This window comes from Streptomyces sp. NPDC107562, assembly GCF_055657325.1.
On sequence record NZ_JBVKBE010000009.1, the window covers coordinates 142,362 to 162,917 of the forward strand.

Sequence of the window (20,556 nt, forward strand, 5' to 3'; positions counted from 1 at the left end):
CTCGCTGATCACCTGGTGCAACGCGCAGGCAATCTAGGTCACGGTGTCCCGCTACCGGAAGCCCCTGTTCAGATACCGGTTACTCAGCAGCAGCGGAATCCTTGCCGCGGGTCTGTTTCCTGCCGGTCCGTCCGCATCCGCTCGAACTCCCGCCGGGTGGGCACCTCCGCCTCCGGGTGGCCCTTACGGACATGCGCGACATAGCGGTCGTAGGCCGACTCGTCCGTCAGCTCACGGACGTACCAGCGCACCCCGCTAGTCACTCGGCGCAGCAGTGCCGACGCTCGCACGGCGCTCCTCCTCCCGCTCCTCGGGCGTGGCGATCAGTCCGGCGGGCGCGACGATCTTCGACGCTACGTACGGCGCCTCGCTGAGGGTGGTGAGCGCGGGCCGGCGGACGTGCCGGACGCAGATCCGCGCCGCGTCCACGAGGACCGCCACGATCAGCAGGGCGAGGACGGCCGACAGGACGCCGTCCACCGTGGAGTTGGTGACGACGGTGTGCATGTCGTCCATGGACTTGGCCGGCGGCAGGATCTCGCCCCGGTCGATGGCGTCCTGGAAGACCTGGCGCTGCTGGAAGAAGCCGACCCTGGGGTCGCTGGAGAAGACCTTCTGCCAGCTGGCCGTCAGGGTCACGACCGCGTCCCACAGGAGCGGGACACCGGTGATCCAGGCCCATTTGAGGCGGCCCGACTTCACCAGCAGCGTCGTGCAGACGGCGAGCGCCACCGCCGCCAGCAGCTGGTTGGAGATACCGAAGATCGGGAACAGCTGGTTGATGCCGCCGAGGGGCTCGTGGACGCCCACCCACAGGAAGTAGCCCCACAGCCCGCAGACGATCGCGCTGGTGATCACCAGGCCCGGCTTCCAGCTGACGTTCCGGAAAGGCCGGTACACGTTGCCGAGGGTGTCCTGGAGCATGAACCGGCCGACGCGCGTGCCCGCGTCCAGCGCGGTCAGGATGAACAGCGCCTCGAACATGATCGCGAAGTGGTACCAGAAGGCCTTGAGGCCCCCGCCGGTCACCTGGGAGAAGATCTCCGAGACGCCGACCGCCAGCGTGGGCGCACCGCCGGTGCGCGACAGCAGCGTCGACTCCTCGACGCTCCTCGCCGCCGCGGCGAGCTCCTCGGGGGAGATCTGGTAGCCCCAGCCGCCCACCACCTGCGAGGCCTGCTCCACGCTGGTGCCGATGACACCGGCCGGCGCGTTCATCGCGAAGTACAGCCCCGGGTCGATCACGCTGGCCGCGATCAGTGCCATGACGGCGACCGACGACTCCATCAGCATGGAGCCGTAGCCGATCATCCGGACCTGCGTCTCCTTCTGGATCATCTTCGGCGTCGTGCCCGACGAGATCAGCGCGTGGAATCCGGACAGGGCACCGCAGGCGATCGTGATGAACACGAACGGGAAGAGGGAGCCCGCGAAGACCGGCCCGTCGCCGCGGGAGGCGAAGTCGGTGACCGGGTCCATCCGCAGCGTCGGCAGCGCGATCACGACGCCGAGGGCGAGCAGCACTATCGTGCCGATCTTCATGAAGGTGGAGAGGTAGTCGCGGGGTGCGAGGAGCATCCACACCGGCAGGATCGACGCGATGAAGCCGTACGCCACCAGCCAGACGACCAGGGTCGAGGGGGCGAGGGTGAAGGTCTCCGCCCAGGACGACTCGGCCACCCAGCGGCCGGAGACCAGGGCGAACAGCAGCAGGCCCACGCCGATGAGGGACACCTCGGCGACCCGTCCGGGCCGCAGGACGCGCAGGTAGAAGCCCATCAGCAGCGCGATCGGGATGGTCATCGCGATGGAGAAGGTGCCCCAGGGGGAGGCCGCCAGGGCGTTGACGACGACCAGGGCCAGCACACCGAGCAGGATGATCATGATGGCGAACGCGGCGAGCAGCGCGGCCGCGCCGCCGAACGGGCCGATCTCCTCCCGCGCCATCTGGCCGAGCGAGCGGCCGTCCCGGCGGGTGGAGAAGAACAGCACCACCATGTCCTGGACCGCGCCCGCGAAGATGACGCCGGCGACGATCCAGATCGTGCCGGGCAGGTAGCCCATCTGCGCCGCGAGCACGGGGCCGACCAGGGGGCCGGCGCCGGCGATCGCGGCGAAGTGGTGGCCGAGCAGGACACGGCGGTCGGTGGGGTGGTAGTCGATGCCGTTGTCGAGGCGCTCCGCCGGGGTGGCACGGGTCCTGTCGACCTTGAGGACCTTGTGCGCGACGAACTTCGCGTAGAAGCGGTAGGCGATGGCGTACGAGCCGAGGGCCGCCGCGACCATCCAGGCGGCGGAGACCTCCTCGCCGCGGGAGAGCGCGAGCACGGTCCAGCCGACGGCGCCGACGAGGGCGACGAGGCTCCAGATGACGATGGTTCGGGCGTTCGCTGTGCGCACGGGTCGTCCTCCCGTCGTATGCGTTACGGGAGGACGGTAGGGCAGGCGATGTGACCTGCGCTACACCGCGAACACGTTTACGCCGTGGGGCGCTTGAGGCGTGCCACGAACTTGTAGCGGTCGCCGCGGTACACCGAGCGCACCCACTCCACCGGCTTGCCCTCCCGGTCCAGCGAGTGCCGGGACAGCATGAGCATCGGCAGGCCGACGTCCGTGCCGAGGAGCCCGGCCTCCCTCGGGGTGGCCAGCGAGGTCTCGATGGTCTCCTCGGCCTCGGCCAGATGGACGTCGTAGACCTCGGCGAGCGCGGTGTAGAGGGAGGTGTACTTGACCAGGCTGCGGCGCAGGGCCGGGAAGCGCTTGGCGCTCAGGTGGGTGGTCTCGATCGCCATCGGCTCGGCGTTGGCCATGCGCAGCCGCTCGATGCGCAGGACCCGGCCGCCGGGGGTGATGTCGAGCAGTTCGGCCAGCCGGTCGTCGGCCGTGATGTAGCCGATGTCCAGCAGCTGGGAGGTGGGCTCCAGGCCCTGGGCGCGCATGTCCTCGGTGTACGAGGTGAGTTGCAGTGCCTGCGAGACCTTCGGCTTGGCGACGAACGTGCCCTTGCCCTGGATCCGCTCCAGCCGGCCCTCGACCACCAGCTCCTGAAGGGCCTGACGCACGGTCGTGCGAGAGGTGTCGAACTCCGCGGCCAGCGTGCGCTCGGGCGGGACCGGGGTGCCGGGCGGCAGGGTCTCCGTCATGTCGAGCAGATGCTTCTTCAGGCGGTAGTACTTGGGCACGCGTGCGGTACGGACGGGTGTCCCGCTCTCGTTCTCCGCACTGCTGACCTCAGTGCTCATGCTCCGCCTTCCCGGCTCACCTACCGACCCGACCGACGTCCGCCGGTCGCGGCTCACATCGTGGCACGGCCACGCGCGAGGGGTTCCCCGCACGCTCCGTGATCCCCCCTGTATACCGTCGGCGCCTCCGATGGTCTAGTCCACGACGGTCATGTGGTCTACCCCGGAGCGGGTGGAGGAGCCATGGTTTTCGAGGGGTTCTTACTTAAAGGTTCCTGCATATGTAGGTCCCATAACGGCTGGTCGGGCCCTACGCGAGACCCTTGACACGTCCTATGGTCTGGGCCAAGCTCCCCGGTACTGGTCTACACCATTGGTCCAGGTCCCGGCCCCAGGGCGGTACGTCAGTCACCGCGGGGACGAGGGGGGTTTGTGGCATCCCTGAGGAGGGTGGCGTGAAGCGCAAGCTGATATCCGCGATCGGTGTCGCGGCGATGATGGTCTCCATTGCGGCGTGCGGGGGGTCCGACGACAAGGCGTCCGAGCAGGACCCGAAGGACCGCAAGGGCGAGCTCACTGTCTGGCTGATGGTCGACGCCCAGTCCACCTGGCCCGAGTTGGTCAAGCAGGCCAACGCGGACTTCAACAAGAAGTACCCGGGTGTCAAGGTCAACGTCCAGTACCAGCAGTGGGCCGACAAGACCAAGAAGCTCGACGCGGCACTGTCGGGCGACAGCTTCCCCGACGTGGTCGAGCTGGGCAACACCGAGACGATGACCTACATCCTCAACGGCGCCCTCGGCGAGATCGACCCCAAGAAGCACGACAACTCGGACACGTGGATCGGCGGTCTGAAGGACACCTGCACCTACGAGGGCAAGCTCTACTGCGTCCCGTACTACGCCGGTGCGCGCGTCGCGATCTACAACAAGGACATGCTCAAGGCCGGCACGGGCTCGGACCAGCTGCCCGCCACCGAGGACGAGTTGGTCACCGCCCTCGACAAGGTCCAGAGCAAGTACAAGAGCGACAACGCGTTCTCCTCGCTGTACCTGCCGGGCCGTTACTGGTACGCCGCCATGTCGTACGTCGCTGCCTACGGCGGCGAGATCGCCACCTACGACGAGGGCGGCAAGGAGTGGAAGGGCGCCCTGTCCACGCCGGAGGCGCAGAAGGGCATCCAGCACTTCATCGACCTGGTCAAGAAGTACAACAACGGCGACCAGACGAAGGACGAGCAGGACCACGCCAACGTCATGGCCAACGAGAAGGCCGCCGTGCTCTACGGCAACGGCTGGGAGGCCGGAAGCGTCGTCGACGGCGCGAACAACGGCAACCCGAAGCTGGAGGGCAAGATCGCCACCGCGGGCATGCCCGGCCCGGAGGGCAAGGCGCTTCCCTCCTTCATCGGCGGCTCCGACCTGGCCACCATCTCCAAGTCCGAGCAGCAGGACCTGGCGGAGGAGTGGATCTCGCTGTTCACCAGCGAGAAGTCCGAGGCCGCCCTGGCCGCCAAGAACATCCTCCCCAACAACACCAAGCAGCTCGAGCCGCTGAAGGCCAAGCCGGAGACGGCTCCCATCGCCAACGCCGTTCCCGACGCCTGGTTCACGCCGATCGCGCCCGGCTGGGCCGCGATCGAGAAGAAGGAAACCCTGGAGACGATGCTGCTCGACATCCTCAAGGGCAAGTCGGTCGCCGAGGCCACCAAGGCCGCCGACGCGGAGATCGACTCGCTGATCAACGAGGCCTCCTGATCCAGGAGCCGAACTCCCGTTGACCTCCGGTGCCTTGCCCGGCCCGCCGTTGGCCGGGCAAGGCCGGTCGGGCGTGCCGGCCGCCCAGGCTGTGCCGGCCCGCCCTCCAGGAACCCCTTCGAACGGAAGGCCAGCACAGTGAGTGCCGCCGACATCAAAGCAGCCGACCCGGAGGTGTCCGTCGCACGGGCCCAGGGTGACGGCCCGACACCGGCCCCTCCTCGGCGCGTCCGGTGGACGAACGGGCCACTGCTGCCCTATCTGCTGATCGCTCCGGCTGTGGTGGCACTCGCCGCAGTGTTCGTCTGGCCGCTGATCAAGACCGTGATCATGTCCTTCCAGGACGTGGGCCGCCGGGAGCTGTGGACGGGCGACGCCGCACCCTGGGTCGGCTTCGACCAGTTCACCAACATCCTCGGTGACGGCGAGTTCTACACCGTCCTGTGGCGCACCGTCGTCTTCATGGTGGTGTGCGTGGTCGCGACCATGGCCATCGGACTGTTCCTCGCTCACGCCATGCAGCGCATGACGAACGCGGTCCGGCTGCTGCTGACCGGTGCGCTCATCGCGGCCTGGGCGCTCCCCCTCCTCGTGGCCACCTCGATCTTCCGCTGGTTCGCCGACTCCGACTACGGCGTCGCCAACATGGTGCTCACCAAGTACCTGGGCCTCGACTACCAGGGCCACAACTGGTGGCTCGACCCCAAGCAGGGCTTCCTCGTGATCGGCGCCGTCGTGGTGTGGGGCGCGGTGCCGTTCGTCGCCGTCACCCTCTACGCCGCGCTCACCCAGGTGCCGGCCGAGCTGGAGGAGGCCGCCGCGCTCGACGGCGCCGGGCGGTTCGGAGTCTTCCGGTACGTCACCTGGCCGGTGATCAAGCCGGTCTTCCAGATGGTGGCCACGCTGTCGGTGATCTGGGACTTCAACGTCTTCGGACAGATCTTCCTGATGCGCGGCAACAAGCCGGAGTCCGAGTACAACCTGCTCGGTCTCTACTCCTACGAGAAGGCGTTCGAGTCGAACTCCTTCAGCCAGGGCGCCGCCATCGCGCTGATCACCGTGCTGCTGCTGTCCGGCGTGGCCGTCTACTACCTGCGCCAGCTGCTCAAGATCGGAGAGGTCGAGTGAGCGACACGACCGCCACGCGCGCCACGGCCGCGCCTCAGTACCGCCCCGACCGCAAGAAGCCGAGTCGGCACTTCTACAACGCCGTGGGACTCGTCGCCTTCGTGGTCATGGCGTTCCCGGTCTACTGGCTCGTGGTCAGCGCCCTGCGCCCCAACATCGAGATCCGGTCCTACGACCAGAAGCTCTGGCCGACGTCCCTCACGTTCGACAACTTCCGCCGGGCCGTCGACGAACCCAACTTCGGCACCGCGATCCAGTCCAGCCTGATCATCTGCGTGACCGCCGTCGTCGGGGCGATCCTGCTGTCCACGATCGGCGCCTTCGCCATCGCGCGCTTCCGCTTCGCCGGCCGCAAGATCTTCATGATCGCGCTGCTGGTGGTGCAGCTGCTGCCGCCGACCGCCATGCTCATCCCGCTGTACATCCAGCTGAACGACCTGGGCGCGATCAACGAGTACTGGGGCGTCATCGTCATCTACCTCGTCACGACGCTGCCCTTCGCCACCTGGATGATCCGCGGCTTCGTCGTGAACATCCCCCTGGAGCTGGAGGAGGCGGCGCTGGTCGACGGCTGTTCCCGGATGGGCGCCTTCTGGCGCGTGGTGTTCCCGCTGCTCGCTCCCGGCCTCGCGGCCGCATCGATCTTCTCCCTGATCAACGCGTGGAACGAGTACCTGCTCGCCTACATCGTGCTGCAGGACAACGACAAGTACACGCTCAACGTGTGGCTCATGAACTTCACCACCTCACGCGGGACGGACTACGGCGCCCTCATGGCGGCCTCGACGCTGATCGCGATACCGGTCGTCGCATTCTTCATGATCGTGCAAAAGAAAATGGCCGCCGGTCTGACCTCCGGCGCCGTGAAGGGATAGCGCCCTCGTGACCACATTCGCCAGCGATACCGACACGCTCACCCGTGACGCGCTGACGGTCCTCCAGCCCGGCTTCACCGGCACGGCGGCCCCTGACTGGCTGCTGCGCCGCCTCGGCGAGGGCCTCGCCTCCGTCGGGCTGTTCGGCCGCAACATCTCCTCGCCCGACCAGCTCGCCGCCCTCACCGCCCAGCTGCGCGCGGAACGCGACGACGTCCTGGTCGCCATCGACGAGGAGGGCGGTGACGTCACGCGCCTGGAGGTGCGGACGGGATCCTCCTTCCCCGGCAACCACGCGCTCGGCGCGGTGGACGACGTGGAGCTGACGAGGGAGGTCGCCGCCGAACTGGGCCGGCGCCTCGCCGCCTGCGGGGTGAACTTCAACTGGGCCCCGTCGGCGGACGTGAACTCCAACCCCGACAACCCCGTCATCGGCGTCCGCTCGTTCGGCGCCGACCCGGCGCTCGTCGCCCGGCACACCGCGGCCTATGTCACCGGCCTCCAGTCGGCGGGCGTGGCGGCCTGCGCCAAGCACTTCCCCGGCCACGGCGACACCAACGTCGACTCGCACCACGCCATGCCCCGTATCGACGCGGAGCCGGCCGTGCTCGGCGAGCGGGAACTGGCTCCGTTCCGTGCCGCGATCGCCGCGGGCACGCGGGCGGTCATGAGCGCCCACATCCTCGTCCCGGCCCTGGACCCGGACCGCCCGGCGACGCTCTCCGGCAAGGTGCTCACGGAACTGCTCCGCGGTGACCTCGGCTACGACGGCCTGATCGTCACCGACGGCATGGAGATGCAGGCCATCTCCGCCACCTACGGCATCGAGCGCGGCAGCATCCTCGCCGTCGCGGCCGGCGCCGACGCCATCTGCGTGGGCGGGGGCCTCGCCGACGACGAGACGGTACGGCGGCTGCGCGACGCCCTGGTCGCGGCGGTGCGCGCCGGTGAACTTCCCGAGGAGCGGCTCGCGGACGCGGCGGACCGCGTCCGCAGGCTCGCGGCGTGGACGGCGTCGGCTTCTGGTGCGCCCTCCGCGACGGCCGCGGGCGAGCCCGGGGCGGACGGCGAGGTGGGCCTGCGCGCGGCGCGGCGGGCGCTGCGGGTCACGAGCACCGGGTCCTTCACGCCGCTCACCGCGGCGCCCTACGTCGCCGCCCTGACGCCCGTCGCCAACATCGCCGTCGGCGACGAGACCCCCTGGGGCGTGGCGGCGGAGCTCACCGCCCTGCTCCCCGGCACGGAGGCGGGCACCTTCGGCGGGCCCGACGCGGGCGGCGCCGTCCTCGCCGCGGCGGGTGAGCGGCGCGTCGTGGCGGTCGTGCGCGACGAGCACCGGCACCGGTGGATGGCCGACGCGCTCGACACGCTCCTCCAGGCCCGGCCGGACACGATCGTGGTCGAGATGGGCGTGCCCCAGGCGGCCCCCCGGGGCGCGCTGCACCTCGCGACGTACGGCGCGGCCCGGGTCTGCGGACGGGCGGCGGCGGAGGTCGTCGCCGGGGTCTGAGGCAGTCCTGAGTGCGAGGGGTGAGCGGCGAGGCGCGCCGGGGGGCGAGCCGCGCCGCTCCTCCCGTGCCTCTCGCATCGGGGTACGCCGCCTCCTTGCGGACGCCGCTTCCTTTGGACGTCGTCCGCGCGGGAGAGGAGGATCGAGGGAGGGGAGTCCCCACCTGGGCCGTGCCCGGAGGTGATGCCCGATGACACCCCCCACTCAGCGCTCACGCCGCCCCACCGAGGCCTTCGGTGCGAGACCGGCGCCCCGGGCGATCGGCGCCGCCGACGTGGGCGTCCTTCTGCTCCGGCTCGCGGTCGGCATCATCCTGGCGGGCAGCGGCTCGCAGAAGCTGTTCGGGCTGTTCGGCGGACGAGGTCTCGACGCGACGGCCAAGGGGTTCGCCGCGCAGAGCTACGAGCCGGGCACGTTCTTCGCCGCCCTGGCGGGGATCTCCGAGCTGCTCGGCGGCCTGGGGCTCGCGGTCGGACTGCTCACCCCGCTGGCCGCCGCCGCGGTGGTCGGGGTGATGTTCAACGCCATGACGGTGGCGCCCCAGTTCAGCCTGTGGCCCGCCGGACCCCCGTCGTTCGCCTACCCCATGCTCCTGTGCGTCGGCGCCGTCACCATCGCCGCGGTGGGACCCGGCCGCATCTCCCTCGACACCTTCTTCCCCTGGCGCGACGGCGGCTGGATCCCGTTCTGCGTGGCTCTGGGCCTGGGCGTGCTCGGGGGCGCACTCGTCCTGGCGCTCTGAGGCCGGCGGGCCGCCCGGCGGTGGCCCGCGAGCCCCCGGCCCCGGTCACTACGGCACGCGGCTGGCTAAATGCCCTGCCACTGCGGCTTGTTCGCGTACGTGTGCCGGAAGTAGTCCGCCAGCTTCAGCTTGGACGCGGCGGCCTCGTCGACCACCACCGTGGCGTGCGGGTGCAACTGCAACGCCGAGGCGGGGCACACGGCCGCGACCGGACCCTCCACCGTCGCCGCGACCGCGTCCGCCTTGCCCTCGCCCGTCGCCAGCAGCACCAGGTGCCGGGCCTCCAGGATCGTGCCGATGCCCTGGGTGATGACATGGTGCGGCACCTGGTCGATGTCGCCGTCGAAGAACCGGGCGTTGTCGACCCGGGTCTGCTCGGTCAGCGTCTTGATACGGGTCCGCGAGGCGAGCGAGGAGCACGGCTCGTTGAAGCCGATATGCCCGTCGGTCCCGATCCCCAGCAACTGCAGATCCACGCCGCCCGCCGCGGCCAGCGCCGCGTCGTACGCCGCGCAGGCGCCGGGGATGTCCTCGGCCGTCCCGTCCGGGCCCATGAAGGCGTCCATCCCGATACCGAGGGGCTCCAGCACCTCACGCCGCAGCACCGACCGGTACGACTCCGGGTGCTCCGCGGGCAGCCCCACGTACTCGTCGAGCTGGGCTATCCGCGCCCCGGAGGTGTCCACCGCGCCCGAGCGCACCCGGGCCGCCAGGGCCTGGTAGACGGGCAACGGCGTCGAGCCGGTGGCCACGCCGAGCAGGGCGTCCGGCTTGCGGCCGAGCAGCCGTGCCATTGCCTCGGCGATCAGCTCGCCGCCCGCCTCGGCGTCGGGAACGATGACAACTTCCACGCTGGGCCTGCCGATCTGAAGAGGGGACTCGAAGGGCACCCGGAAGGGGCCATGTGGTTTAGACCAATCTAACAGAGAGGTGTGCCCCGTCCCAGGCGAAGACAAGCCCCTCCGGGCGCGCCTTGCCACGGGGGAACGGCCCGTGACGACAGGCCGGGATCCAGGTGAAGACACGCCCCGGGCGGCGCCCTTGGGGAGGCACGAGCCGCCGTGGGGGAGTGGAATGGCACCACGGCCGTGGCCGGCGACCGGCCACCGGCGACTCACCTCCCGGTGCCCCGGCGCCACAGGGCCGACGCAGCCGACGCCGACGCGGAGGGACCCCCATGACCGCCCCCGTCCCGTACCCCCACGACCCCCACGCGCCCCACAGCGAGGTTCCCGGCCGGATCATGGCGCGTGAGACGGGCGAGCAACCCCAGGTGCTGCGCCGGATCCTCGACAAGGGCGCGCCCACGATCCGCCAGGTGGCACGGGAGATCGCGGCCCGCGCGCCGCGCTTCGTGCTGCTGACCGCCCGCGGCACCTCCGACCACGCCGCCCTCTACGCCAAGTACCTCCTGGAGGTCCGGCTGGGCCTGCCCTGCGGTCTGACCTCCATGTCCACCTTCACCGCCTACGGCGCCCGCCCCGACCTCACCGACGTCCTGGTCGTCACCGTCAGCCAGTCGGGCGGCTCGCCGGACCTGGTCGCCTCCACGCGCGCCGCCCGCCAGGCGGGCGCGATCACCCTCGCGGTGACCAACAACCCGGACTCGGCGCTGGCCGGTGTCGCCGAGTACCACCTGGACATCCTGGCAGGGCCGGAGAAGGCGCTCCCGGCGACCAAGACCTACACGGCCTCCCTCCTCGCGCTCTACCTGTTCGTCGAGGGCCTGCGCGGCGGTGACGGCGCCCCGGCGCAGGTCCTGCCCGACCTCGCCGGGCAACTGCTCGCGCGGCACGAGGAGGTCCGCACCCTGGCCGCTCGCTACCGCTTCGCCGAGCGGATGGTGATCACCTCCCGTGGCTTCGGCTACCCCACGGCCAAGGAGGCCGCCCTGAAGCTCATGGAGACCAGTTACATCCCGGCCCTCGCCTACTCCGGCGCCGACCTGCTGCACGGCCCGCTCGCGATGGTCGACAACGTCTCCCCGGTGATCGCGGTCGTCACCGACGGCAGGGGAGGGGAGGCGCTCCAGCCCGTCCTCGACCGGCTGCGCGGGCGGGGCGCCGACCTGGTCGTGGTCGGGCCGAGGAGGCATGTCGAGCGGGCCTCGGCCGGATTCGTCCTGCCCACCGAGGGCGTCGCCGAGGAGGTCCAGCCCGTACTGGAGATCATCCCGCTCCAGCTGCTGGCCTACGAGGTCACGATCGCCCGCGGGCAGGACCCGGACGCGCCGCGGGCGCTGGCGAAGGTGACGGAGACGCGCTGACCTCCGGGGCGTGTCCCCACCGGCGTGCGACGGCGCGATCGCGCCGAACCGGAGGCTCTCGCGCAAATTGCCGTGGCCATCCGGCCCCGCGCATGAGCCGGGCGGGTTAGGCTGCGAAGCGCCAACACCACACACTCTTCAACAACAAACCGCCCCCGACGCATGGACACCAGTAGTGGTCTAGTCCACAATCGGGGAGACGCATAGAAACGAGAAGCCTCCGCCTTCCCCGCACAGGAGGGCGGACCGAGGAACCGGTGCTCTCTGCCCTGACTGCCCCGGCTCCTCATCCTTCGGCCGACCGGGACCGCACACCCCGTGGCCGATGCTGCTCCGGGCTGCGGTGCCGGGAGGGTTGAGGGTCCCTCCCAGGCGCCGCGGCCCGCGGGTGTTCCGGGCCCCGTAGCGTCTTCGTTCCCGTAACGCCGTCGTACCCGTACGGACACTTTTAGGACCTGCACAAACCGCCGGGTACGCTCGCAGACGTGCCCTCCATGAACGAACTGGTCCGCCAGCACACCGCCCTCGACGACTCCGATCTCGAGTGGCTCCATCTGCTGGTCTCGGAGTGGCAGCTGCTCTCCGACCTGTCCTTCGCGGACCTGGTCCTGTGGGTCCCCACCCGCGACGGCACGCGCTACGTCTCCGTCGCGCAGATGCGGCCGAACACCGGCCCCACCTCCTACCAGGACGACATGGTCGGCCACCTCGTCCCGCGCGGCCGCCGCCCCATGCTGGACGCGGCACTCGACGAGGGCCGGATCGTGCGCGAGGGCGACCCGGAGTGGCGCGAGGAGGTCCCGGTCCGAGTCGAGTCCATTCCGGTACGACGGGACGGGCGCGTCCTCGGCGTCATCGCCCGCAACACCAACCTGCTGACCGTGCGCACCCCGAGCCGTCTCGAACTGACGTACCTCCAGAGCGCCTCGGACCTGGCGCAGATGATCGCGGCCGGCTCGTTCCCCTTCGCGAACCAGCAGGTGGACATGGACGCCTCGCCCCGCGTGGGCGACGGCCTGATCCGGCTCGACGCGGAAGGCCTCGTCCAGTACGCCTCCCCGAACGCGCTCTCCGCCTATCACCGCATGGGCCTCGCCGCGGACCTCGTCGGCCACCACCTCGGCCGCACGACCGCCGAACTCGCCCCGAGCCGCGGCCCCGTCGACGAGGCCCTGGCCAAGGTGGCCAGTGGCTGGGCGCCGCGCGAGTTCGAAATCGAGGCCCACGACGGCGTCATCCAGTTCCGGGCCATTCCGCTCAAGCCCAAGGGCACCCGCATCGGTTCCCTCGTCCTGCTCCGGGACGTCACGGAACTGCGCCGCCGCGAGCGGGAGTTGATCACCAAGGACGCCACCATCCGGGAGATCCACCACCGGGTGAAGAACAACCTGCAGACGGTCGCCGCCCTGCTGCGCCTGCAGGCCCGGCGCATCGAGTCCGAGCGCGGCCGGGCGGCCCTCGAGGAGGCGGTCCGCCGGGTCGGCTCGATCGCGATCGTTCATGAGACGCTGTCTCAGAACCTGGACGAACGAGTGGAGTTCGACGAGATCGCCGACCGGGTGCTGGCGATGGTCGCCGAGATCTCGCCCGGCAAGGTCACCGGCCGGCGCACCGGCCGCTTCGGCATCCTCGACGCCGAGGTCGCCACCCCGCTGTCCATGGTGCTCACCGAGGTGTTGCAGAACGCGCTGGAGCACGGCTTCCGGGAAGGCGACACCGGCACGGTGGAGGTGTCGGCGGTGCGCGGCGGTACGACCAAGGAGTCCCGCCTGCTGGTCACGGTGCAGGACGACGGGGTCGGCCTGCCCGAGGGCTTCGACCCGCACACCTCCGGCAACCTCGGTCTGCAGATCGTACGCACGCTGGTGGAGGGCGAGTTGGGCGGCACGTTCGACATGGTCCCGGCACCGGAGCGCGGCACGCGGGTCGTGCTGGACATCCCGGTACGGGCGCAGAAGTGACCGGCTCGCGCGGTGAACGTGCCGCAGGCCCGAGCCGGTCGACGGGGTGCGGGCGCCACCGGGCGCAGCAAAAAGTCCCGGACCAGAAGGTCCGGGACCAGTCGCTCGCTGCGTAAGCGCTTAGGGGTACTGCGCGCTGCGGCTCGGGGGCGGGAGATGCGTACTCGCTGTACGCGCCGCCAAGCTCAGGCTGTCAGCGGGGTGGGTAGGTCAGGCGGAGGCCTGACGAGCCCGGTTGCGGGCGGCGCGGCGCTTCATGGCGCGGCGCTCGTCCTCGCTGAGACCACCCCAGACGCCGGAGTCCTGGCCGGACTCGAGCGCCCACTGCAGACACTGCTCCATCACGGGGCAGCGACGGCAGACGGCCTTGGCTTCCTCGATCTGCAGCAGCGCAGGACCGGTGTTGCCGATGGGGAAGAAGAGCTCGGGGTCTTCCTCGCGGCAAACGGCGTTGTGACGCCAGTCCATGGCTGCTACCTCTCCTTGGTATTACGTGAAGATGTGCTTGTGAATGTGAACGCTTTCACGAATCCCTCAACAAGTGAAGGGCCGCCCACCGAGTATTCCTCGGCGTGGTCCTTGATTGAGAGGGGTTCCGGTGATCTGTGGAGGCCGGTGTTGCGGGCCGTCCCGATCGCCATGTAGAGACTCGCAAACCTCGGCGACGGATACAACCCCTTCCGGAAAGTTTTTTTTGATTCCTCGGTGTCGACTAGGTCACAGCCGTACTTCCATGGGGTGGACCCTGGCCTAAACGTTCGAGTGAAAGGACTTTAGCCCCTTCTGCTCACACAATCACACGCAGTGCACGGCGTACGCCTGTGAACGTCACGCTGGTGCGCAGTCCCAGGTGGTCACCGTCCATCTGAAGGGGCAGTGGCGCCTTCGAATGCAAGGTGAACTCGTCCAGATCGTGCAAGGACACGGCGTGCTTTCCCTGGGGTCCACGCTCGGGGGACGAAGTGAGCAACTGGGTGCCATACCGGGCAACCGACGCCGTGGACATCCGGCTCAGACCGAACACATCGAGTCCGGTGTCGAACGAGGCCTTGGGCGACGCGTACATCGGGCGGTTGCCGAGGAACGTCCAGGGGGCGGTGTTCGACGCTATGCACAGCAGCAGATCCGTCACCGGGTCCTCGCCCGGCCGCTCCATGGTGATCGTGCCCTGCCGGCGGCTCGGCTCGCCCAGCAACTGGCGCAGCACCTGGCGCACGTAGAGCGCGTGGGTCGACTTCCTGCCGCGTTCGCGCTGCTGCTCGACCCGGCCGACGACGCCGGCGTCGAAGCCGAGTCCGGCGTTGAAGGTGAACCAGCGGGGCGGCACCGCCTCGTCCGCGGTTCCCGGCGGGCCCGAGGTCAGACCGAGTCCGACGGTGCGCTCGCCGCCCTCACGCAGGGCGTCCAGCAGCGCGCCGGTCGCCTCCACGGCGTCGTTGGGCAGGCCGAGGGCGCGGGCGAAGACGTTGGTGGAGCCGCCGGGGACCACGGCGAGACCGGGGACGTGGCCGGGGGCGGGACCGTTGTGCAGCAGACCGTTGACCACCTCGTTGACCGTGCCGTCGCCGCCGAGGGCGACCACGAGGTCGATGTCGTCGCTCTCCGCCGCCTGCCGGCCCAGGTCGCGCGCGTGTCCGCGGTACTCGGTGGTGACCGCCTCCAGCTTCATCTCGCTCGCCAGCGCATGGATCAGGACATCGCGCGTACGTGCGCTTGTGGTGGTTGCCGCCGGATTGACCACGAGAAGTGCACGCATGACTCGCAGGGTACCTACTGGGTGGTACCGGGCACAGGCCGGACCGGGGATCGGGCGGAGATCGACGAGTGAGCCTGGACACGGGTGACCGGATCCGTGCGCCGCACCCGCCCCGGGGTCCTCGGGGACGGGACGGAGGCGAGGGCTACCCTTCTGGGGTGAGCGCTGAGCAGAACCCCACCCCCGCTTCGGAGACCGCCGCCGAGGCCGGTCCCCGTCCCGTCCGGCTGACCGTGGCGGCGGCGCTGGCCGCGCTGGAGGGGCTCGCGCTGGTGGTCGGCGGGGTCTGGATCCTCGTCCTCGGGCTGACCGGGCACCCGGACGACCGGCAGCAGGCCGTCACCGGCGGCGTCACGCTGCTGGTGCTCGCGCTGCTGCCGCTGCTCGCCGCGCGCGGGCTGCTCGCGCGGCGCAGCTGGAGCCGTGGCCCGGCCGTCATCACCCAGATCATCTCGCTGCCCGTGGCCTACAACCTGCTCCAGGCCGACAGCATGGCCATTCCGGGCGGCATCGCCCTGGCGGTGGCCGCGGTCGCGTCCCTGGTGCTGCTCCTCAACCCGGAGACGACCCAGGCCCTCGGAATCCGCGGACCCGGCGGCGCCGGCAAGTAGCAAGGTCCGCCTACTCCTCCACCAGCAGCTTCTCCCGCAGCTGGGCCAGGGTGCGGGCCAGCAGGCGGGAGACGTGCATCTGGGAGATGCCGACCTCCTGCGCGATCTGCGACTGGGTCATGTTGCCGAAGAAGCGCAGCAGCAGGATCCGCTTCTCGCGGGGCGGCAGGTCCTCCAGCAGCGGTTTGAGCGACTCCCGGTACTCCACACCCTCCAGCGCCTCGTCCTCCGCGCCGAGGGTGTCCGCGACGGCCGGGGACTCGTCGTCGGTGTCGGGGACGTCCAGGGACAGCGTGGAGTACGCGTTGGCGGACTCCAGGCCCTCCAGGACCTCCTCCTCCGAGATCGCGAGCTTCTCGGCGAGTTCGTGGACCGTGGGGGAGCGGCCGTGCAGTTGCGAGAGCTCAGCGGTCGCCGTCGTGAGCGAGAGGCGCAGCTCCTGGAGCCGCCGCGGCACGCGCACCGCCCAGCCCTTGTCGCGGAAGTGGCGCTTGATCTCGCCGACCACCGTCGGGGTCGCGTACGTCGAGAACTCGACACCGCGGTCCGGGTCGAAGCGGTCGACCGACTTGATGAGGCCGATGGTGGCGACCTGGGTCAGGTCGTCCAGCGGCTCACCGCGGTTGCGGAAGCGGCGTGCGAGGTGCTCGACGAGTGGCAGATGCATCCGGACCAGCTGGTTGCGCAGCTCCGCGTACTCCGGGGAGCCCTCCTTCAGCCCGCGCAGCTCCACGAACAGGGCGCGCGCGCCGCTGCGGTCCTGCGGGTGGTGGTGGGTGGACTGCGCGCCGCGCGCGGCCGCCGGCTCGGGCGTGGCACGCGCGTCCTGCCGCGCGTCGGGCACGTTCTGCACGTCCTGCTCCGCGTATCGCTCGTGCTCGCTCATCGTCGCGCCCGTCGCCCTTCCCCGAGGCCTCGTCCCGTCCCCCACTCCCGACGTCGCCCGCGCGGGGGGACCCCCATGGGCAGGGGACGTTGCGATCCGCCGTTGTGGAGGTGCACTCCGCACGGCACCCTTGCCGTCCCGCTGCCCGTCGTCCGGGAAGCCGGCCTCCGTCGCGTCGGAGTCGTCCTCCGGATGCGGCCGGGCCTGCTCGGGGATGCCGTCGACGCCGTCCGCCGTGCGACGGGCGACCGGACCGTCCCCCAGGCTCTCGGCGCCGCTGGGGCCGGGGACGCCTTCGGGCTCCCCCGCCGGCAGCTCCCGTGTGCCGCGCTCTTCGTCCCGCACCGGTCCGTCCCCGTCCCTCACGCCGGCCCGGGTCCCGCGCCGCGCTGTTTGTAGAGGCTGATCGAAACGGTTTTGTCGTCGTCCACGGCGGAGGAGACCTTGCCTGCCAGAGCGGACAGCACGGTCCAGGCGAAGGTGTCCCGCGAAGGGGCGTGACCGTCGGTCGTGGGTGCCGAGACGGTCACCTCCAGCGAGTCGTCGACGAGCCGGAAGACACAGCTGAGCACCGAGCCGGGCACGGCCTGCTGGAGCAGGATCGCGCAGGCCTCGTCCACCGCGATGCGCAGGTCCTCGATCTCGTCGAGGGTGAAGTCCAAACGGGCTGCGAGGCCGGCCGTGGCCGTCCGCAGCACCGACAGGTAGGCACCCGCGGCCGGCAGCCGGACTTCCACGAAGTCCTGGGTCGCGGGCTCGCCTGCGATCTGGGACACCCTCACCTCCAAGGTGGTACAAGCTCTACGGGGCCGAGGGTCGCCCCTCGGGGTAACGCGAAGTGTGTTCAGCGGTGACGCTACCGCGCTCGGAACCTACCTGTCCCCGGGACCCCAACCCCTTGCTGTCACTCATAGTAAACACATGAACACGCACAGTGGCTAGAGGGTGGGCGCCCCCAATTGGGAAGAGCGCGCGCCGGGTTGACGTACCCAGACGTCAGACGCTCGAACCGTCGGTCCGGACGTCACGAAACGGTCACGCGAGGACGTGGTCGACGAAGCACCATCGCCAATTCTCCCCCGGTTCGAACGTCCGCATCACCGGATGACCGGAGTCCTTGAAATGCTCCGTGGCGTGCCGTCCCTCGGAGGAGTCGCAGCAGCCGACGTGGCCGCAGGTGAGGCACAACCGCAGTTGCACCGGATGCGAGCCGTCCGCCAGGCACTCCGGGCAGGTCTCCGTACGGGCCCCCGGTTCCGGGTGCGGCAGCTCGTCGGCGTGCGTGCACTGTTTCATGATTGCCAGGTTACGACGGGCGCGCGGAACGCCGCGCCGAAAACGAGGGTGGGCGAGGACCATGGACGTGATGCCACTGCTGTTGCTGGTGGCGGGCAGCGCCGCGATCGCCGCGGCAGGACGGCGTACCCCGGTACCGGCGCCGCTGCTGCTGGTCGCGGCCGGACTCGTGCTGTCCTACCTGCCGGGCGTGCCGGACTACCACCTCGACCCGCACGTCGTGCTGCCGCTGATCCTGCCGCCGTTGCTGCACACCGCGGCCACCGACAGCTCCTACCTGGACCTGCGCGCCCAGCTGCGGCCGGTCGCACTGCTGTCGGTCGGGTACGTGCTCTTCGCGACCTTCGTGGTCGGCTGGGCCGCCTATGTGATCGTCCCGGGCCTGCCGCTGACCGCGGCGCTGGTGCTGGGCGCGGTGGTGGCACCGCCGGACGCGGTCGCGGCCACGGCGATCGCCCGCCGGGTCGGGCTGCCGTCCCGGATCACCACGATCCTCCAGGGCGAGTCCCTGGTGAACGACGCCACCGCGATCACCGCGTACCGCGTGGCCCTCGCGGCCGCCGTCGGCGAGGGCGCGACCTGGGCCGGCGGCATCGCCGAGTTCCTGGTCGCGGCGCTCGGCGGCATTGTCGTCGGACTCGTGCTCATGGTGCCGATCCACTGGCTGCGCACCCACCTCAAGGAGCCCCTCCTCCAGAACACCCTCTCCCTGCTGATCCCGTTCGTCGCGTACGCCGTCGCCGAGGCGGTGCACGCCTCCGGTGTCCTCGCGGTCGTCGTGGTCGCCCTGTACCTCGGACATCGCGCGTGGGAGGTGGACTTCGCCACCCGGCTCCAGGAGAGCGCGGTCTGGAAGATGGTCGCCTTCGTCCTGGAGTCCGCGGTGTTCGCCCTCATCGGCCTGCAACTGCCGGTGGTCCTGGAGGGACTGGGGGAGTACGAGGGTCTGGAGGCCGCCTGGTACGCGGTCGCCGTCTTCCTGGTGGTCGTCGTGTCCCGGTTCGTGTGGGTGTATCCATCGGTGTGTCTGCCCCGGATGCTGTCGGTACGGATCCGGGAGCGGGAGGCGGACGCCGTCTCGGAGACGGGTGCCGTCTGGAAGGGCGCGTTCATCATCTCCTGGGCCGGGATGCGGGGCGTGGTCTCGCTCGCCATCGCCTTCTCGATCCCGCAGGTCATGGAGGGCGGGGAGCCCTTCCCCGGCCGCAACCTGATCCTCTTCCTGACCTTCACGACGGTCATCGGCACCCTGGTCCTGCAGGGCCTGACCCTGCCCCCGCTGATCCACCTGCTCAAGCTGCCCGGCCGGAACGTCCAGGCCGAGACGCTCGCCGAGGCCAACGCCCAGGCGCAGGCCTCCCGGGCCGCCGAGCGACGCCTGGACGAACTGCTCGCCGACGAGCGCAACGCCCTGCCCGAACCGCTCGCCGCCCGGCTGCGCGCGGTCCTGGAACGCCGCCGCAACGCCGTCTGGGAGCGCCTCGGCCAGTCCAACCCCATCACCGGTGAGACCGCCGACGACACCTATCGCCGGCTGGCCAGGGAGATGATCAGCGCCGAGCGCGAGGTGTTCGTCAGGCTCCGCGACGGTCGCTTCATCGACGACGAGATGCTGCGGACGCTGCTGCGCCGCCTGGACCTGGAGGAGGCGGCGGCGTACCGCGAGACGGCCTAGACCAGGTCAGGGGAAGGGGCGGCCGGTCACGACGGCCGCCACCGTGCTCCCGCGGGCGAAGGCGCCCTCTTCGGCGAGGGCGACAAGACCGTACAGCATTTTGGCGACATACAGCCGCTCGACGGCCAGTCCGTGCCGGTCCTCGAAGTCCGCGGCGAAGGCTTCGAGTTCCGGGCCGGTACGCGCGTAGCCGCCGAAGTGGAAGCGGTCGTCGAGGTGCCAGTCACCGCGCGGCCCGCCGAAGGCCGTCTGCTGCAGGGTCCGTATCTCCGCGCCCAGGAAGCCGCCCTTGAGCACGGGTATGCCGAGCGCGCGCCCGTCGGGCCCCAGCCCCGCCGCCAGGCCCGCCAGGGTGCCGCCGGTGCCGCAGGCGATCGCCACCACGTCGGCCTGCCCGCGCAGTTCCTCGCCCAGCGGCCGGCAGCCGCGTACGGCCAGGGAGTTGCTGCCGCCTTCGGGCACCACGTGGGCGTCCTCGGCGCCGACCGCGCGCAGCAGGGCGGCGAGGGCGACGGGGTCGCTCTTGCGGCGATACGTCGATCTGTCGACGAAGTGCAGCCGCATGCCGTCGTCCGCGCACCGGGCGAGGGAGGGGTTGAGGGGCCGGTCGGCGAGTTCCTGGCCGCGGACCACACCGACGGTGGCGAGGCCGAGGAGGCGGCCCGCGGCGGCGGTGGCGCGCAGATGGTTGGAGTACGCGCCGCCGAAGGTGAGGACGGGGCGCCCGTGCGCCGCCGTGAGGTTGGGCGCGAGTTTGCGCCACTTGTTGCCGACGAGGTCGGGATGGATCAGGTCGTCGCGCTTCAGCAGCAGCCGAACGCCGTGCCGCTCGAAACGGTCGTCGTGCACCTCCCGCACCGGGGAGGGGAGCCGCGGGTGCAGGGTGGCGAGGGCGTCGGGGCCGGTCACCC

At 70.5% G+C, this 20,556-nt stretch carries 19 protein-coding genes; 9 read left to right on the forward strand and 10 right to left on the reverse strand.

Annotated elements, in window-relative coordinates; translation table 11 throughout:
* Positions 1–83: 83 nt before the first annotated feature.
* The 3 genes from ACZ7LV_RS24445 to ACZ7LV_RS24455 all read right to left on the reverse strand — a co-directional run bounded on the left by ACZ7LV_RS24445 (position 84) and on the right by ACZ7LV_RS24455 (position 3,242).
* Entirely contained in the window at positions 84–290 is a 207-nt protein-coding gene (locus tag ACZ7LV_RS24445) for a YbdD/YjiX family protein (protein ID WP_471942156.1), read from the reverse strand.
* Entirely contained in the window at positions 256–2,400 is a 2,145-nt protein-coding gene (locus ACZ7LV_RS24450; protein WP_471942158.1) for a carbon starvation CstA family protein, read from the reverse strand. The genes ACZ7LV_RS24445 and ACZ7LV_RS24450 overlap by 35 nt, the downstream gene beginning before the upstream one ends.
* A 77-nt stretch (positions 2,401–2,477) precedes the next feature.
* The gene (locus ACZ7LV_RS24455) at positions 2,478–3,242 is read right to left on the reverse strand and encodes a GntR family transcriptional regulator (RefSeq protein WP_401673135.1); all 765 of its coding nucleotides are present in this window, start codon (positions 3,240–3,242) and stop codon (positions 2,478–2,480) included.
* A 395-nt stretch (positions 3,243–3,637) separates the two neighbouring features.
* On the opposite strand from ACZ7LV_RS24455, the gene ACZ7LV_RS24460 reads away from it, so the two are divergent.
* The 5 genes from ACZ7LV_RS24460 (at position 3,638) to ACZ7LV_RS24480 (ending at position 9,194) form a co-directional block, all read left to right on the forward strand.
* The gene (locus ACZ7LV_RS24460; protein ID WP_471942160.1) at positions 3,638–4,939 is read left to right on the forward strand and encodes a sugar ABC transporter substrate-binding protein; all 1,302 of its coding nucleotides are present in this window, start codon (positions 3,638–3,640) and stop codon (positions 4,937–4,939) included.
* A gap of 138 nt (positions 4,940–5,077) precedes the next feature.
* Positions 5,078–6,067: a carbohydrate ABC transporter permease gene (locus ACZ7LV_RS24465; RefSeq protein ID WP_471942162.1), complete on the forward strand. Its 990-nt coding sequence runs from the start codon at positions 5,078–5,080 to the stop codon at positions 6,065–6,067.
* Positions 6,064–6,942 (forward strand): carbohydrate ABC transporter permease, encoded by an 879-nt coding sequence (locus ACZ7LV_RS24470; protein WP_401673143.1) that lies wholly within the window; start codon positions 6,064–6,066, stop codon positions 6,940–6,942. The genes ACZ7LV_RS24465 and ACZ7LV_RS24470 overlap by 4 nt, the downstream gene beginning before the upstream one ends.
* A gap of 7 nt (positions 6,943–6,949) precedes the next feature.
* Positions 6,950–8,452, forward strand: a complete 1,503-nt coding sequence (locus ACZ7LV_RS24475) for a glycoside hydrolase family 3 protein (RefSeq protein ID WP_471942164.1) — start codon at positions 6,950–6,952, stop codon at positions 8,450–8,452.
* 190 nt (positions 8,453–8,642) lie between these two features.
* Entirely contained in the window at positions 8,643–9,194 is a 552-nt protein-coding gene (locus ACZ7LV_RS24480; RefSeq protein ID WP_471942165.1) for a DoxX family protein, read from the forward strand.
* A gap of 65 nt (positions 9,195–9,259) precedes the next feature.
* On the opposite strand, the gene nagB is transcribed toward ACZ7LV_RS24480, so the two are convergent.
* A complete protein-coding gene (gene nagB, locus ACZ7LV_RS24485) occupies positions 9,260–10,045 on the reverse strand; it encodes a glucosamine-6-phosphate deaminase (protein ID WP_401673151.1) in 786 nt (261 codons plus the stop codon).
* Positions 10,046–10,371: 326 nt separating this feature from the next.
* Here nagB and ACZ7LV_RS24490 point away from each other — a divergent pair, with 326 nt between their 5' ends.
* Positions 10,372–11,460, forward strand: coding sequence for an SIS domain-containing protein (locus ACZ7LV_RS24490; protein ID WP_401673153.1), 1,089 nt, complete (start codon positions 10,372–10,374; stop codon positions 11,458–11,460).
* Positions 11,461–11,954: 494 nt separating this feature from the next.
* Positions 11,955–13,421: a sensor histidine kinase gene (locus tag ACZ7LV_RS24495; RefSeq protein ID WP_471942450.1), complete on the forward strand. Its 1,467-nt coding sequence runs from the start codon at positions 11,955–11,957 to the stop codon at positions 13,419–13,421.
* A 210-nt stretch (positions 13,422–13,631) separates the two neighbouring features.
* On the opposite strand, the gene ACZ7LV_RS24500 is transcribed toward ACZ7LV_RS24495, so the two are convergent.
* Both ACZ7LV_RS24500 and ACZ7LV_RS24505 read right to left on the reverse strand, forming a co-directional pair.
* Positions 13,632–13,889, reverse strand: a complete 258-nt coding sequence (locus ACZ7LV_RS24500) for a WhiB family transcriptional regulator (RefSeq protein ID WP_016639615.1) — start codon at positions 13,887–13,889, stop codon at positions 13,632–13,634.
* A gap of 319 nt (positions 13,890–14,208) precedes the next feature.
* Complete coding sequence (locus ACZ7LV_RS24505; RefSeq protein WP_471942167.1) at positions 14,209–15,177, reverse strand: diacylglycerol/lipid kinase family protein; 969 nt, start codon at positions 15,175–15,177, stop codon at positions 14,209–14,211.
* A 158-nt stretch (positions 15,178–15,335) separates the two neighbouring features.
* Between ACZ7LV_RS24505 and ACZ7LV_RS24510 the strand changes: the two genes are divergently transcribed.
* Positions 15,336–15,788, forward strand: a complete 453-nt coding sequence (locus tag ACZ7LV_RS24510) for a hypothetical protein (protein WP_401673158.1) — start codon at positions 15,336–15,338, stop codon at positions 15,786–15,788.
* Positions 15,789–15,798: 10 nt separating this feature from the next.
* Here the strand turns inward: ACZ7LV_RS24510 and ACZ7LV_RS24515 are convergent, their stop codons facing one another.
* From ACZ7LV_RS24515 to ACZ7LV_RS24525, 3 genes are all read right to left on the reverse strand, one after another.
* Positions 15,799–17,019 carry an RNA polymerase sigma factor SigF gene (locus tag ACZ7LV_RS24515; protein WP_471942169.1) on the reverse strand — a complete coding sequence of 407 codons (1,221 nt, stop codon included), beginning with the start codon at positions 17,017–17,019 and terminating at the stop codon, positions 15,799–15,801.
* A 17-nt stretch (positions 17,020–17,036) separates the two neighbouring features.
* Positions 17,037–17,450, reverse strand: a complete 414-nt coding sequence (locus tag ACZ7LV_RS24520; protein ID WP_015657891.1) for an ATP-binding protein — start codon at positions 17,448–17,450, stop codon at positions 17,037–17,039.
* 259 nt (positions 17,451–17,709) lie between these two features.
* On the reverse strand, positions 17,710–17,970 hold the full coding sequence (locus ACZ7LV_RS24525; RefSeq protein WP_471942171.1) for a UBP-type zinc finger domain-containing protein: 261 nt from the start codon (positions 17,968–17,970) through the stop codon (positions 17,710–17,712).
* Between the two features lie 61 nt (positions 17,971–18,031).
* Here ACZ7LV_RS24525 and ACZ7LV_RS24530 point away from each other — a divergent pair, with 61 nt between their 5' ends.
* Complete coding sequence (locus ACZ7LV_RS24530) at positions 18,032–19,645, forward strand: Na+/H+ antiporter (protein ID WP_471942173.1); 1,614 nt, start codon at positions 18,032–18,034, stop codon at positions 19,643–19,645.
* 6 nt (positions 19,646–19,651) lie between these two features.
* Here the strand turns inward: ACZ7LV_RS24530 and ACZ7LV_RS24535 are convergent, their stop codons facing one another.
* Complete coding sequence (locus ACZ7LV_RS24535; RefSeq protein ID WP_471942175.1) at positions 19,652–20,554, reverse strand: 1-aminocyclopropane-1-carboxylate deaminase/D-cysteine desulfhydrase; 903 nt, start codon at positions 20,552–20,554, stop codon at positions 19,652–19,654.
* Positions 20,555–20,556 lie beyond the last annotated feature (2 nt).

Coding starts and splice junctions, on each gene's coding strand:
- ACZ7LV_RS24455 (WP_401673135.1), bottom strand. CDS start 3,242: ATGAGCACTGAGGTCAGCAGTGCGGAGAACGAGAGCGGGACACCCGTC.
- ACZ7LV_RS24480 (WP_471942165.1), top strand. CDS start 8,643: ATGACACCCCCCACTCAGCGCTCACGCCGCCCCACCGAGGCCTTCGGT.
- ACZ7LV_RS24490 (WP_401673153.1), top strand. CDS start 10,372: ATGACCGCCCCCGTCCCGTACCCCCACGACCCCCACGCGCCCCACAGC.
- ACZ7LV_RS24495 (WP_471942450.1), top strand. CDS start 11,955: ATGAACGAACTGGTCCGCCAGCACACCGCCCTCGACGACTCCGATCTC.
- ACZ7LV_RS24500 (WP_016639615.1), bottom strand. CDS start 13,889: ATGGACTGGCGTCACAACGCCGTTTGCCGCGAGGAAGACCCCGAGCTC.
- ACZ7LV_RS24505 (WP_471942167.1), bottom strand. CDS start 15,177: ATGCGTGCACTTCTCGTGGTCAATCCGGCGGCAACCACCACAAGCGCA.
- ACZ7LV_RS24525 (WP_471942171.1), bottom strand. CDS start 17,970: ATGAAACAGTGCACGCACGCCGACGAGCTGCCGCACCCGGAACCGGGG.
- ACZ7LV_RS24530 (WP_471942173.1), top strand. CDS start 18,032: ATGGACGTGATGCCACTGCTGTTGCTGGTGGCGGGCAGCGCCGCGATC.